Origin of the sequence: Roseofilum reptotaenium CS-1145 (assembly GCF_028330985.1) — a bacterium.
Taxonomy (GTDB): Bacteria; Cyanobacteriota; Cyanobacteriia; order Cyanobacteriales; family Desertifilaceae; genus Roseofilum; species Roseofilum reptotaenium.
The window spans coordinates 1-14,956 of the sequence record NZ_JAQMUE010000027.1; the positions used below are offsets into that span (position 1 = coordinate 1).

At 42.5% G+C, this 14,956-nt stretch carries 10 protein-coding genes and 1 pseudogene; all 11 read left to right on the forward strand.

What is annotated here, in order from left to right:
• Nucleotides 1-373 precede the first annotated feature (373 nt).
• Nucleotides 374-658 (forward strand): hypothetical protein, encoded by a 285-nt coding sequence (locus PN466_RS03590; protein WP_271937015.1) that lies wholly within the window; start codon nucleotides 374-376, stop codon nucleotides 656-658.
• A 288-nt stretch (nucleotides 659-946) separates the two neighbouring features.
• Complete coding sequence (locus PN466_RS03595; protein WP_271937017.1) at nucleotides 947-1,585, forward strand: COP23 domain-containing protein; 639 nt, start codon at nucleotides 947-949, stop codon at nucleotides 1,583-1,585.
• 7 nt (nucleotides 1,586-1,592) lie between these two features.
• A complete protein-coding gene (locus tag PN466_RS03600; protein ID WP_271937018.1) occupies nucleotides 1,593-2,507 on the forward strand; it encodes a S1 family peptidase in 915 nt (304 codons plus the stop codon).
• Between the two features lie 55 nt (nucleotides 2,508-2,562).
• Nucleotides 2,563-3,564 (forward strand): S1 family peptidase, encoded by a 1,002-nt coding sequence (locus PN466_RS03605; RefSeq protein ID WP_271937020.1) that lies wholly within the window; start codon nucleotides 2,563-2,565, stop codon nucleotides 3,562-3,564.
• A 325-nt stretch (nucleotides 3,565-3,889) separates the two neighbouring features.
• On the forward strand, nucleotides 3,890-4,858 hold the full coding sequence (locus PN466_RS03610) for a DUF4344 domain-containing metallopeptidase (RefSeq protein WP_271937024.1): 969 nt from the start codon (nucleotides 3,890-3,892) through the stop codon (nucleotides 4,856-4,858).
• 113 nt (nucleotides 4,859-4,971) lie between these two features.
• On the forward strand, nucleotides 4,972-7,302 hold the full coding sequence (locus PN466_RS03615) for a VWD domain-containing protein (RefSeq protein WP_271937027.1): 2,331 nt from the start codon (nucleotides 4,972-4,974) through the stop codon (nucleotides 7,300-7,302).
• Between the two features lie 96 nt (nucleotides 7,303-7,398).
• Complete coding sequence (locus PN466_RS03620) at nucleotides 7,399-9,735, forward strand: dynamin family protein (RefSeq protein ID WP_271937029.1); 2,337 nt, start codon at nucleotides 7,399-7,401, stop codon at nucleotides 9,733-9,735.
• Between the two features lie 69 nt (nucleotides 9,736-9,804).
• Nucleotides 9,805-11,022, forward strand: a complete 1,218-nt coding sequence (locus PN466_RS03625; protein WP_271937032.1) for a TRAFAC clade GTPase domain-containing protein — start codon at nucleotides 9,805-9,807, stop codon at nucleotides 11,020-11,022.
• Between the two features lie 94 nt (nucleotides 11,023-11,116).
• Nucleotides 11,117-13,987, forward strand: a complete 2,871-nt coding sequence (locus PN466_RS03630; protein ID WP_271937034.1) for a hypothetical protein — start codon at nucleotides 11,117-11,119, stop codon at nucleotides 13,985-13,987.
• A 98-nt stretch (nucleotides 13,988-14,085) separates the two neighbouring features.
• Nucleotides 14,086-14,739, forward strand: a complete 654-nt coding sequence (locus tag PN466_RS03635; protein ID WP_271937036.1) for a hypothetical protein — start codon at nucleotides 14,086-14,088, stop codon at nucleotides 14,737-14,739.
• A 49-nt stretch (nucleotides 14,740-14,788) separates the two neighbouring features.
• Nucleotides 14,789-14,956: pseudogene (locus tag PN466_RS26160) on the forward strand (VOC family protein); the annotation flags it as partial.

A 14,956-nucleotide genomic window follows, 5' to 3' on the forward strand; every position in this document is an offset into this window, starting at 1 on the left:
CTGGATCGGAATTTACGCTTTTTTCAACAACCGAAACAACGGTTTCCAGGCCAATTAACGGAGCATTTTACGTTTTTCTTGGCCGATCCGTTTGAGAATTTCCTAGAGTTTAAGCATTACTGCCATCCAGAGGCGATTTTTGGAGCGCAGGAAGTGGGTGCTATCGGCGATCGCTGAATCAATTAAACATTAAAAGTGGGTTTACAATACGAGTTTTGGGGTCTCCTAGATTCGCCTATAGCCCGGACAAAACGACACAAAACGTTACTTAAGAGCCAATTAAGATTAAGATTTATAATAATTTTCTGCCGATTTGCATAAAATCACCCTGATTTTTCTGAGAGATCTATAGAAGATCTCAAATTCGGGATGAATGAACATCAAACAATTACTTCGGGTAGCAGATACCGAACTTTATCGCCAAACCCAAAAACATCTGACAGATATCGAGCGACAGGTGCTAAGTGCCTGTCTAGAGGGAATCTCTTATAAAGAAATGAGGAAAGAGATACCGAAAAGTCACGATCAACTGAAGCGGGTTGGCGCTCGTTTGTGGAAAAAGTTATCCTCCGCCTTCGGGGAAGAGATTCATAAAAATAACATTCGCGGCACTCTAGAACGTTACCTAGAAGATCGGGAGGCTGAGGATAGTTCCTGAGAGAATTTTAAGCTTTTGTTAAGTCGCACCAAACGCTACCAAATGCTACCAAATACTACTTACAAACGAAGCATAGAAGATTACTATAGATAGGGGGCATGTATGGAACTCTATGACTCAATACTTGAGGAGAACTAAGTCGGGCTGGATGACCATCACCCCTATCCTTCTTCAGATTCTGGAAACCCCAATGTGAGTTTTGTCGGAATTCAGAATCTGTGCTACTACCTCTGTTCGCAAAACTTTCCCTAGGTTTTGTGGGACTTATAACCTTAAGGATCTTAGAAAATGATGAACCTATCTTTATCCAATTTGTTTCGTACTGGCGCAAAACTTTTGAGTGTTGTGTCGCTGACTACCTTGAGTATCACGCTACCCCAACCCAGTCAGGCTCAAAGCGCCCGATTTTACTGCGGAACGAGCCAGGGTTCGCCGGCTACTCTAGTGGATAGTCCGCGAGGCGTGGTTCCTGTGATTGTTTGGCAATCTTCTTATTTTGAAGGTTCCGGTTATTCCCCCCAAAGACGCTGTCAGGAAGTGTCCTCTCGGTTCCAGACTTATTACAACAATAAAATTCTAGAGTATCTGACGACAGGTATCGTGAATGGCTATCCGGTCATTTGTGTCAGTCAAACTAATGGAGGTAGTTGTGCGGGAGTCTTGTTTACTCTCCAACAAGGAGATGATGCGAACCGCGTCTTACAACAAATGTTTAGTGTTCGCTCTGGTGCATCTACACCGTTATATCAGAGTACAGGCCGCCGCCCCCGCCCCCGCAAACTCTATATTGACATGGAGAATTATCTGAATACAGCACCCGTCGAAAGTGGGTCTTCTCCTAGCGTAGCTCCAACCCAACCCCAGCCAGCTCCCAATCCTGCTCCAGCGAATAATCCAGGTTCGGGTTCTGGTGGCTCGATTTGGTAAACCCTTGATGACTAAGCCTGTTGTAGCATTACTGGCTTGTGGGATGTGCGGCTTGGTATGGCATTACGGGCCGCTAAAGCCTATGTTGGACGATCGCCCCTTAACCGCCGATCGCATCCAATGGCACTACGGGCCCCTACAGCCCCAGTTAGACGATCGCCCATCCTGGACGACTGTACCCACTGCTCCGGTTTCTTCACCTAAATCTCCCCAGGAAATACGCCAAATTGCCAGGGCGATCGCCGTAAAAGTCATCGCTGGAACCAGTCAGGGTTCGGGGATTATTCTCGGCCGAGAAGGAGAAACCTATCAAGTGGTGACCAACCGTCATGTCTTGATTGCCTCGGATACCTACGAGATCCAAACCTCTGATGGTCAGGTCTATGCAGCCATTCAGGTTACCACGATTGATTTCCGGGGGAACGATCTGGCCTTGTTGACCTTTAGGAGCGATCGCCCCTACACCGTTGCTTTTATTGCAGAAGTTTCTGCTGTCGTAGAGAGCGAAGTGTTTGCAGCAGGATTTCCCCTCCAATCTCCCCCTGATGCGGCTGAGGATGGATTTGTCTTTAACCGGGGAACCCTTCAATGGCTCCTAGAGCAACCCTTAGCCGATGGCTATCAGATGGGTTACGACAACGACATTCGTAAAGGAATGAGCGGGGGGCCTCTCTTAAACAACCGAGGTGAAGTCATTGGCATTAATGGAATGCACGCCTATCCCCTCTGGGGAAATCCCTATATCTATGCCGATGGCAGCCAACCCAATCCTTTCTTGCAGGAGACCCTGATCGCCCTCAGTTGGGCCATTCCCATTGATCTATTTCAAAGTTTGAGTAACTTCGAGGTTTTGTCCCAAGAGTCTGGGGAGGTTCACCCAATGCCCCCAGTTCCTCCATCTCATTCACAACCCGTGTGGTGAGCAGACCCAAAGAACACTCTGTTTCGTGTCGAATCAAGTATGAGGTACATCTAAAATGAATAGACATTATCTATCTGCGGCTTTAGCAGGAACGGCGATCATCAGCACCATCGTCATGACCCAAGCCACGCCAACCTTCGCCCTCACCGGAGTCGAAATCAACAACATCGCCTACGAAGTCACCGTTCTCATCAAAGCGCCTGAAGGAGAAGGCCATGGCTCTGGAGTCATTATCGCCAAAGAGGGCAACACCTATTACGTCCTCACCGCCAACCATGTCGTCAGTTATGAAACCCAGTACAATCTCATTACCTCAGATAAGCAAGGTTACGCCATCGACTACAGCAAAATCCAACGGTTGAATGGCGTAGACTTGGCCATTGTTCCCTTCACCAGTGACAAAGACTATCGCATTGCCAAATTAGCCAACACCAATACCGTTCAACAAGGACAATCCGTTTTCATTTCCGGTTGGCCGGCCACGACTCAATCCATTCAACAAGTGACTCGCCAATTTACGAGCGGTATTGTCTCTAGCCTACTGGAACAACCCCGTAGTGATGGCTATGGTTTAGTCTATGACGCAACCACCCGATCCGGTATGAGTGGCGGCCCGGTATTTGATTCCGAGGGGCGAGTCATTGCTATTCATGGGTTAGGAGATGCCATCAAACGAGAAGAATTTGAAAATGTTGTAGGAAATACCGACAATCTGGAACAATCCGCTTCTCGTAATGCTGCGTCCCCCAATACGGGCTACCCAGATCGTCCAGAACTTGATGCGATCGCCGATCTCATTGGGTCAGGATTTAACTTAGGCATTCCCATCACTATATACTTGCAAGCCGCTCCTGGGTCAAACATTTTTCTCACCGTACAAGTCGAAAACACCCCCGTCCAACAAGCCGTGGTTGACTACACCCCTCCGGCCCAACCCGACCCACGGGACACCATGAACATTAACGACGTTTTCTCCAACATTAATCAAGGTTTAAACACCATCAATAATGGGGTTAACACCATCCAGAGAGTTTGCAGATTTTTTGGCTGTCGATGATAGCACTTTTGGCGATCGGTGAACTACGTTTTGATCTTCCTATCCCCCCTTACAGCATTTTGCGCTCCTTCAAGGGAAATTTTGATCCCCCCAACCCCCCTTAAAAAAGGGGGACTTAGGGGGATCGAGAGGGACTAATATCAAATTTATTTATTCATGCACTGGACAAGGGGCTTAAGCCCCTTGCCTCCCAGCGATGCATTGTCGCAAGCATTTAAGGATTTGATATAAATATCAGAACCAAATACTGTAAACCTTCCTTCTGTAGGTTGGGTTGAACAACGTGAAACCCAACTAACAACTCAATCCATTCAGAGGCAAAATAATGATGCATTGGATTAAATTTAGCCTAATTGCAGCAATGAGTATCTGTGCAGTAATTGGAGAATCTTTTCTTCCCCTATCTTCCGCTACTGCCGAATACGATCTGTTCCGTAACCCCGATGTTTCACCCTCAGCGCCCTCTCGTCCTCCTGCTCCCAGATCCAATCCTCCAGTTTCCACAGGGCCGATACGAGGGCGATTCAAAATTGTTCACGCGCAAATCAAAAAGGAATATTTACAGAAACTAAACATCAGGCTTCAAGATTCTGGGGCGCTGAATTACATGCAAAATAACTTAGATAACTTAAATCTAAATTTACCGGCGGATGTCCCCGTCATTTTTGGCGAATGTGGAGAAGAGAACGCCTTCTATAGCCCCAGTAAACGACGCATTATTATGTGTATCGATCTGGTACATGCCTTTGTTATGCGTTTTCATGAAGATGACCCAGATGCATCGCTTAAGGAACTGCTAGATATAGCATTTAATATCACTTCTTTTGTCCTTTTTCATGAGATGGGACATGCTCTTGTAGATATTTTTGATATTCCCGTTACTGGAAGAGAAGAAGATGCGGTAGATGAAATGGCAGCAATTTTACTCTTAGAACAAGGGAATGCTAAGTCAGAACAAACCGTTTTACAAGCTGCCATTTCTTTCCTTCTTGCCGCAGAAAACAATGAGAATGTCAGAAATCTACCCTATTGGGGCGAACATTCTCTAGATAAACAACGATTTTTCAGCTTACTCTGTTTAGTCTATGGTAGCAACCCGGACAAATATTCTGGTTTAGTAGAACGTAACATTTTGCCAGAGAGCAGAGCCAGAAGATGTCCAAGCGAATATGCCCAAAAACTCAGCAGTTGGAACCGCCTGCTGGCTCCTCATATTAATAATAATCCAGTCGTTGCAGGGAATCAGCCTCAACCCCAAACTTCTTATCAACCCGATCCCGGTCTGTTATGGTAATTAAAGTTGATTCAGGTAACAATTGTAGGGGCGAATGGCCATTCGCCCCTACACATAAACTTGTTGCAACTAGCAGCAAAAAATCATCAAGTACGAGGTGAGTTATGCGTCTAATGAAATATTTGTGGGTTACCTTAATTAGTTTAGTTTTAGTCATTACTAGCTCCTGGATAAAGCGAAGTATCGCCGTAGCTTTATGTGGCATTCTAGGATTTAACTCGAATGCTTGTTTTTGGGCACAACAAAACCGAGCAGTTGCCATTCAACCCCCAGCGTATAATCTTGCTCAAGGCATTGATATTTTTCGCAATGATGGTGAAGCTCCACCCCCACAATCTGGCGACATTGATATTTTCCGCAACGATGGAGGAAGTTCTCCACCTCCCCCCGCACCCTCTGCTCCTGGAGGTATTGATATTTTCAGGAATCCCGATGTGAATCAACCGAATTCACCAATTCCTCAACCGGAAATACCTAATACTCCTCAATCTCAAGTTGAAGAAGAGAGTTTAGACGGTATATGGCTATACAGCATGTATACCAGTCCATCAGTTGATTCTATGTTGCTTAGAACTCCCATCAGAATCACCCAAACTGCTGACGATCTCATAATCGAATTATGTGAAAACGATTGTGGTGATTTTGAAATATCTGAAAATTACTTTAAAGAAAAAGAATTACAACCCGAGTCATTGGTTATTGAAGATAATTTTTTCTATACTGAAACAACAGAAAGTATAGATAGTAGTCTTTTGTTGGGGGATATGAAATCAATTGACAGTGACAATCATCTTTATTTTGCTATAGAAAAGATTGCCTCCTTCACATCCCAAAATAAGAACACACAAAAAACATTGAATCAATTGACAGAAAGCACTTATTTAAATTATTCAACTGGAGAAACATCAAATGAACTAGATCGTAATTTTAAGATTGCATCTGCTTGTCCGAACATAAATGCATTGATAGGAAAAGGAAAAGAGTTTTACAAGAAAGTTTCACAAGAAACGATACAAAGAAATAGGGCAATGAAGGAGGTAGCGAAAGACCAAGAACGTGGAGGTCAAGAACTGGCGAGAAGAAAGATCGCATCTGACACCTATCACAGGAATTCAATAGAGGAATTTTCTAGATGGCTAAACGATCCATTTAAAAATCCCTTAAGAGATCCTCCTTTAAGACCTTTCAAGGAATCAATTAACAATGTAAAATATAACAAAACACTTTCTAATTGCTTAGTTAGACAATTGAGTAGATCTTCCAAATCTATAAACTTAAGACTTTTAGGTAGAGTAGGTTTAAGAGGAGCCAGATTAGGTTTAAGAGTATTAGGTCGCCTTGCTTTACCTTTACTATTGCTTGATTTAGCACTAACTGCTTATGAGTTCTGTGTTGCCAACCCTGAAACTTGTGAGCGCATAGGACAGAATATTGCACAGGGGTTAGAACGTTTTGGAAGTCTATTCAAAGGTTCCAGTTATGGAGATCCTCATTTGGTTACCTTTGATGGGTTCCGATATAGCTTCCAAACGGTGGGAGAATTTATCTTAGCCAAGTCTGTGGGGGGAGACTTTGAGGTGCAAACCCGTCAGGGAGCGATACCGGGACGAGATGTGTCACTGAATACGGGAGCAGCGATGAAGATAGGGCGCGATCGCATCGCATTTTATAGTAAATTCTTCCCAGACTCGGATACCAGTACCCCCCTGCGCGTCAACGGTAGACCCACCAGAATCTCCGGTAACTCCCTCTCCCTACCCGGTGGAGGCGCAATTTATAAACAGGGAGGTCGAAATTATCTCGTCAAATGGCCCTCTGGAGAAGAAGTCGCCATCCGCTTCATTCAAATGTCCGGTTCTGAATATATGAACGTCACTCCCCACGTTCTCAGTTCGCCTCCCGGTCAATTTACCGGACTATTAGGTAACCTCAATGGCAATCCTGGTGATGACTTACGAACCCGAAACGGCAACGTTCTTCCCTCCAAATCCAGTTACGGACAAGTGCGAGATGTGGTCACCCGAATCGTTCCCATTCCCGGCGCTATTCCCGTTCGTCGCATTGAAAATGCCGTCTTCAATCAACTCTATAAGAACTTTGGCAATAGCTGGCGCATTAGTCAAAGCGAATCCCTCTTTGATTATGCCCCCGGTCAAACCACAGAAACCTTTACCGATAAGAGCTTCCCCAAACGCTATAAAACCATGGATATGCTCTCTGCTCAACAAATCCGAGAAGCCGAACAAACCTGTTTAGAAGCAGGAGTCGAACCCGACTTATTGGAAGGCTGTATCTTCGATGTTGGCTTTACGGGCGACCGAAGCTTTGCCCAAGCTGCCGCCAGCGCCTTAAATATCATCGACCAACTCAATGATATTGTCCCCGGTGGCGTGCCTATTCCCAGACCGAGATTACCGATTCCCATTCCCGGTTTACCGTTTTAATCGCGACAGGTCTAACTCAGTTTTGATAGAGATTGAGTTAGCCATGATTATGTTTTAGCTAACTTTGAATTGTTTTAGTATTTAGGAATTCATCACATGGTTACCTCATCATCCCCTTTAGACAATTTACAGGACACCATTAAAAGATATTTGCCTGATGCTACTGAGGATCAGATCAAACGTTTTGCCCATCAAGTTCAGCGACTGCGAATGCTGCGAGATTTTTTCAGAGATTATCCTGAAGAACAAGAAGACTTTAAAGATAAGCTGGAACTTGCCCAAAAAGCCCTTAAATACAAAAAGCCTTACCGTATAGCTGTGATTGGCAAGGCAAGAACTGGGAAAAGCACAACGATTAACGCCATCTTAGGACGCGATTTAGTCCTGGCACAAATATCAGGCAAGCCCGCAACCGGAGCCGCTTTAGAAATTTTCTTTGACGCAGCTAATTCTCAAGATGAAACAGCCCAAGTTATTTACCGTGATGAAGTCAATATTCGTAGTTTGGTAGCAGATTTTGTCAGTCGCTATCAAGCATATAAACTTGACGCATCTACACTGACTGGCAATCTTGATGCAGGTGATGCCATAGCACTTGAAAAGTTACAGCCAGCCATTCAACTTCCCGATCAAGCAAACAGAGATTTTGAGGAGTTACGGCTGAGTTTGGCAGATATTGTTAGACAGTATGCCAATAATCTTGGAAAGGAATTGCGTAAGAATTTTTCTCTTGCCAACAGAAGAGACATTGAAGAATTGATGAATTTAATTAATGAAAATAGCGACATCAACAGCCCTGGTTCTTTGAATCGTCGAATCGGCTTAGTCAAGTCCGTTACCTATCACATTGTGCCAAGTGAGATCTCTGATGGAGTCGCCACACTACAATTGCCTAAGAATGTATGTTTAGTTGACTTACCAGGGCTTGATGGCACTCCCCTACACGATATTATTATCAGCGAAGGAATTAAAGAAGCTGATGCTGTAATTTTTATTCAAAGCCCAAACGGGATTCTCACTCGTGGCGATGGTTATCTGCTTGATAGATCGCGAAAGTATATTAGCTTTGAAGGAAATGAACGAGCTGGCGAGCGGATATTCCTAGTCCTCAATGCTAAAGATAGCATTATGACAGACAGCCGAGAGAAACAGAATATTCTACGGAGACAGATGGGCGAGTTGATGGAGTTGTTGGTTTCCAATTATGCGATAAATTTTCCAACTCGCGGGGGAGATCGTCCCTATTTTGAGACATCTTCTTGGATTGCGTACTACGTTCAAAAGAAACTTAAAGGAGAGATAGTTGAAGATACTAACACTTATGAAGCCGCCACCCTCAAACTAGGTGTTCGAGGAAAAAGCGATCGCGAAGTCCTAGAAGCCAGTCAAATTCCCAAGCTGGTAGAAGAATTGACTAAGTTTGCCCGCGAACATCGCATTGAGGGACAAATTCGCGACGGGAAATTGGCTTTAGATAGTATCATTCATACGCTGAGAATAAAATTCAAAAAAGATGCACAAATTCTCAACAAAGAAGATACATTATACCTGAAAGAAAAAGAAGAAGAGTTGCTGAATGAACGACAAGAATACCAGGAAAAATTAGTTAAAAATATCCGATATATTCAAGAACAACGCCTAGGAAGTTTAGGCAACGAACTACAACATATAGCCCAATCAATTTGCGATCGTACCGATCGAGCCATCAAAGAAAAAATGCCTAAACTGTGGAAAAAAAGTTTTTTCGGTTTACCCGATCCTCTCACTCACAAAAATATTGCCAAGCCCATTTACGAATATCCACTAAGTCAGGCTCAAATAGCTCTTTGGTCTGAACTTAATAATCAAGTGCCATTAATGGCAGATCACTTAATTCGAGTTTACACTGAGACTATGGACAACTCCCAGATCGCAGAAAAAATTTGCAATGGTTGCTACGGCTATGTAGAATTTTCTCGAGTCAAATCAACAATCAAAGAAACAATAGATGGAAAAATGGGTCATATTCTCCCTGAAATAGCAAGTCGTATTGCTATGACCCGAATGACCGATCCAGCTTGTTATTTTACCGCTGAAAGTGCTGATGGTCAACCTGACAAAAAGCAACTTTTTGCTAGTATTGCTCAAGTTCCACCTCAGGCCAATGTAAAGCTTGATGATTTCAGTCCATTTATTACAGAAATGCGGAAATTGTATGAATCTTTCGTGTCTCAATATTGCATCATTGGACTGTTGAATGTCTATCGATACGAAATGATTGAGATTGAGGTTTTATTATTGAACTACATCAAAGGCATTTTTCAGAAAATCCGCTATTCAGACGATTCAGTTTTGAAGGCAAAAATCAACGAAAGTCTTAGTGACGATCCTGAATGGAAACGCCTTGATATTATAAAACAAAAACTGGCTATCCTCGAAACGATCGAATCCTAATCAACTCAGCCCTTCCTAAAAGGGCACTCGCAAAGTTCATTTTTGACAATAGCTCACTCAGGAGACTTTATGAACGCTAACAACCCATTCTCGCAAGTATCAACCACTTTCAAAAACTTGTTGAATCGGCAAACTTCACCCACGGAACCAACTGATATACGCATAGGAATTTGGGGAGCCGCTGGTTCTGGAAAGACCACTTATTTGGCAATGCTTTACCGGGCGCTACTTCCATATCAAGGCTGGGTAGTTGATGCAGATCCTGAAAGTCTCAACTTTATCCTACAGCATATTGATACGATTGATGAAAAAGGCGAATTTCCAGATCCTACTGAAACAGCAGACAATATCCCGATTTTTACTTATACTCTCAAAGAGCAAGATGCTTCTGGCCCAACAGGATTTGAAGTAGTTCTTAATTTTCTGGATGCTCCGGGGGAGTTTTACGAAGATATAGATTCAACTTCAGCAGAAACAGTCAAGATATTTAAAGCGTCGAGTACAAGGAACAGTGGAGAGATTCAAGACGACGATCAAAATCAGGACGATCAAAATCAGATCGACTTAAATGGGATTGTAGATTATTTACTCAGTTGTGATGGAATCATTTTCTTACTCGATCCCATCCGCAGTAAAAAAGATGGGAAATCCTACCAATCTTTGCTATTAAAGTTGTTTGAGGAGTTTAAGAAGCGTTCTCAACCCGAAAATAGGATCGAGGGGAGACTACCACAATATATGGCATTCTGCTTGACAAAGGTGGACAAAGAGGGAATATGGGAGCAACTATGGACTAAAGTAAGGCATCCAGATGATAAAAAAGAAGCGGATGAAGAGTTGATGTTAGCCGCCAAAGATTTAGCCAAAGATGTGATGGGTGACTTGTTATTTGAGAGTCTGGAACACAATTATTGTGTCAAAAATCGGTATACTTTCTTTCCTCTAGCATCTATTGGTCGCTATCGTGATGAAAAAGATAAAACTTGGAAAGAAGCTGTAATCGATCCAGATGTTTCAGACACTCAATCTTCTCAATCTGCCCAATCATCACAAGTAACGCGTTATACAACTGGCTTCGATCCTGATGCTCCATCAGTAGGGCTTAACCCAACTCCCAGTTCTACTTCATCATCAATAGGTGGGGGTGGTTTTGCATCAGGTAACAATGCACCCAAGACTCCACAATCACCTTCCAAACCGAAACCACAGATTAATCAAGATGTAAAATATGAACCATTTTACGTCATCGAACCAATTGAGTGGTTAATCAATAATTTTAAAAAATAACCACCATTCCGTCAATCGACCAAGCACCAGTCATAGCTTGTGGCAGGAGCATTTTAGAACCGACTCCATTCACAGAACACAAACTTTTTCACCTATGTACTCACAGTTTATTCACGGCAAATTGGTTAGCAATCAAGCGTCTGGATACCAGCTTGTTGCTCGCAGCGCTGACTTGACCAATGAAGTTAGCCTCAAAACTATGGCAGAAAAAACCCATCGCTTTTGGGGTGCAAGACCACCAGAGACACCAAAAGCCGTTGGAATTTTTTGGCAAGAAGATAAGTTGGTATTAATCAAAGCTGAAACTGCTGTTGACGCTCAAAATCAGTTGGTAATTAATGGAACAAGAGGGTTCAATCAGCACCGCTATGTTTTTATTTCAGTTACGTCAATATTAGCATGGCAAGGCCGGACGTTTCCTCTGCTATCTTGGATGTATGAACAACCTATCCCAGTCTTGGATCGGTTTCAAGCTGATTTGCCCCATTTATCAATTCCACCTTTAGAAGAGGTAAAATCAGCCGAAATTAGGGAGAACGAATCTCAAAAAATTCGCTTATGCTTGGAAGAGGACAACCGAAATGATCCTTTGTTTTTCTCTGCATTATCCGCAGTAGTTAATGGTAAACGCTTACTTTTAACCAATCAAAACATAGATAATCCTCCTGAAAATTGGATCGAGAGTATCTTGTTACTACTCCCTGCTGGTATTCGCCCTCAAATCTCGATTGCTATTGGCACTCTTGAAGAGCAGGGATGTACTTGGGCAAAACTGGTTGTTAAAACCAATCAGCATTCTTCTCGATCGCTACCTGAAAATACGCTCTGGCTCAACCGTGCTACTCAAACATTTGAGGGACAGTCTGAGGAAAATACATTTGAGAATCGCTATGTTGATTATATCCGCGACCATCTAGCTCAAGCTCCAGATACTCTTCAGCAACTGATCCAAAAATTAGATGAAATAGTTGACGATGATATTACGCTAGATTCCCTAGCTCAATCCCAAATAATCATCCGTTTGATTCCTGTATTGCCTGAAGAACAACAAGATGAGTTATTATCAAAATATATTTCTGAATTGACGATCGAAAAGTGGGCAGAGTTAATCCCACAGATCGTCAATGAAGATTATCAACAGGGGCTTGTTTTCGCCTGGACAGAGTTGGGCAAAAAGAAAACTTTAGAAGCTCAAGCAATCTCACTAATGTTGAAGATTTGGAGTCGCCTTCTCAATTCTCAATTAGTCCAGTCGTTAGATGAACTACAGAAAAATTTACCTTTAGCTGAGATATTGCTGAAGCATGGGCTATTACAGCAAAACCGCCGCACACTTGAAGATCCGGGAATTGTAGAAACATTAATTGCACTCTGTAAAAGTGTGGTAGCTGATAAAGCTGGTTCTGATTGGCTAGAAGCATGGAAATTTGCTACTCATCTGGCAACTCATAAACTTTTTGAAGATGAAAAAGAGACTTTTTCACTACTCGATACTGCCCTATTAGGCAACATTCCTGTTACGGATTTATACAAGTTTTTCACCTTCAAGCTGGCAAGTTTGTTGCCGAATATTGAGGTAGAACAGTTCAAACAGAGTAATTTGCACGGACAGCTTACCACAAAAAATAGAGAACTAGCAGACTTGCTTGATATCTTACTTGCAGAATGCCATGCAGGTTTAGCAAATCTGCCGAAGATCGCCAACTTAATAGAGATGGATAACGCTACAAAAGATAATTGGTACGCAACATTTCTGAAGAAATGGTCGCCTTCCTGGGAAAATGCCAAGTTTCTATTAGTTGAGGTAATTAAAGAAACCCCAAATTCTGGTAATCATTTCAGTCGCTATGAGTTTCATCAAACCTATACTTGGTTTGAGCCACAGCAGCCTGAACTCAAGCAAATCTTCAATAACTTGCAGCAGAATTATAACTGTGAAAATTGGGTCAACTTGGCGGAGGCTATCTATGACATCCAAAAAGAGCAGACTGAATTTGTGGATAGCTTAGTGGGAAATATCTTTCCTGTTGCGGTAATGCACAAATGGCTACCCTTAATTGTTAATGATGAGAATCTTAGGAAAAATGTTATTGCCACATCCTCTGCATGGCAAAGTCTTACGGATGAAGAATTCAATCAACTTGTTCGTAGTTCCCAACAGTATGTTCCTACATTGACGCGCTGTTTGCGAGATGGCGATAGCTTGCGCCTCTCCTGGATTAAGGGTGACTTATTGCATTACCTTGGCCAAACTTGGATACGACAAAAGAGAATTGATGAGGATTTAAGAGATGTAATCACTAGCTCTAGAGTGACTGATACATTGACAACTCAAGATCGGTTGATTCTACAATGTCTGAGTTGGGAACCGGGAATTGAACTCAATCTAGAACTACTGCTAGGAGTGAAAACTGTTTTGACACCTGAGCAGAAAGTTGATTTGCAGATGAAGGCTAAGACAATAGTAGCCGACTACAACGATGCTGAACAAACACGCAGGTTGCTTAATGACTGTGCAGGATGGGGTTTAGGATTAAATGAACGGAAAGAGATTCTTGAAGCGGTTAAACCTTCAGCGTGCAATTTTAAATTAATCATTCCCTATCTCTATCTTGAAGGTAAAGTCATTAATCTGGCTGAAGAACAGCAGTTAATCGGATTATTACTGCAACTAGAATTGAACGATCCAGAAAGAGTCGATCTAGAAAAATTTTCCGTAGATGTTTTCACTCAATACATATTACCAAGCCGAAATCTGGAGTGGCTCAAGTGGTGGCGAGATAAATCCCTGGAAAAGCAGGTTTACCAAAAGGCCTTTGAAAGTGTTGCTCAAAAATATATGCAGAATCTCTCGATGAAAGATTTCGGGAATTATATCAAAGAGTTAAAAACATATTCCCTAGTTGAAGAGGCTCGTTGGATGTGTAAGTTAATCCCTAGGGAGATACAAGAATTGTTGGCTTAACCTATCATTGAAGATCCGGTTTAAACCGTTATGTATATATTCAGTGAGATAGATGTCTATTGAATTGATTGGCAAATCCACCTTGTAAAGATACTAAAATGAGTACACAACCTCCAAAACCATCTAGACCTCCGTGGAAATGTTCTGGTGGAGCAGATAACTCACACCCGCCAGTAATGAATGATGGCTATAAGTGTAAAGAATGTAATCGAACATACGCTGATTACGCCTCCGAGCAGTATCTGAAACTTAAAAAAGATGCAAATCCAATTGACAAAGATCGGAGAGCAACTTGGCAACTAGTCATACTCTTTTCTTCAGGTATTGCTTCTATAATGGCTTTATTTCTAGTCATTGGTGCGATTTGGTATGCTGGGAAAAAAGTTTATGAAGCACATAATCTAGTTAATCAGATTCCTGAATTACAACAATCACTGGATGAGACTCAAACCAAATTGGAGTCAACTCAGGCTGAACTGGAACAGATGAAGAATGATTTAAGACAGACTACTGCTAATTGGCATGAAGCTGAAGCTAAATCAGAGGAATTAGAGAAATTACTGGCTGATACCCAGAAAGATTTGAGCGCAGTTACAGCGCGATCGCGAAAATTAGCAACAAGAGTGACCAATACTCAATCAGAGTTGGATTCAATGAAACAACCAATGGAAGGTATAACCTCTGATATTACACGAATCGATCAAGAGTTAACTCAAATCCAAGAAAAACTGCCCCCCGATCCACTATGGTAAAGTTTAGCTATATTGTTTTCATAATCAGTCATTGAGGAGAGAGTTGGTTATGGACAACCCGTTATTTTCTCTGGCATTTCCCGTACAAAATCTGGAAGAAACCAAAGCCTTTTATGTGGAGGGTTTGGGCTGCCAAATGGGTCGAGAATCGCGCCATGCTCTTATTCTAAACTTGTATGGTCATCAGTTAGTTGCCCATGTCACCGATGAGCCATTA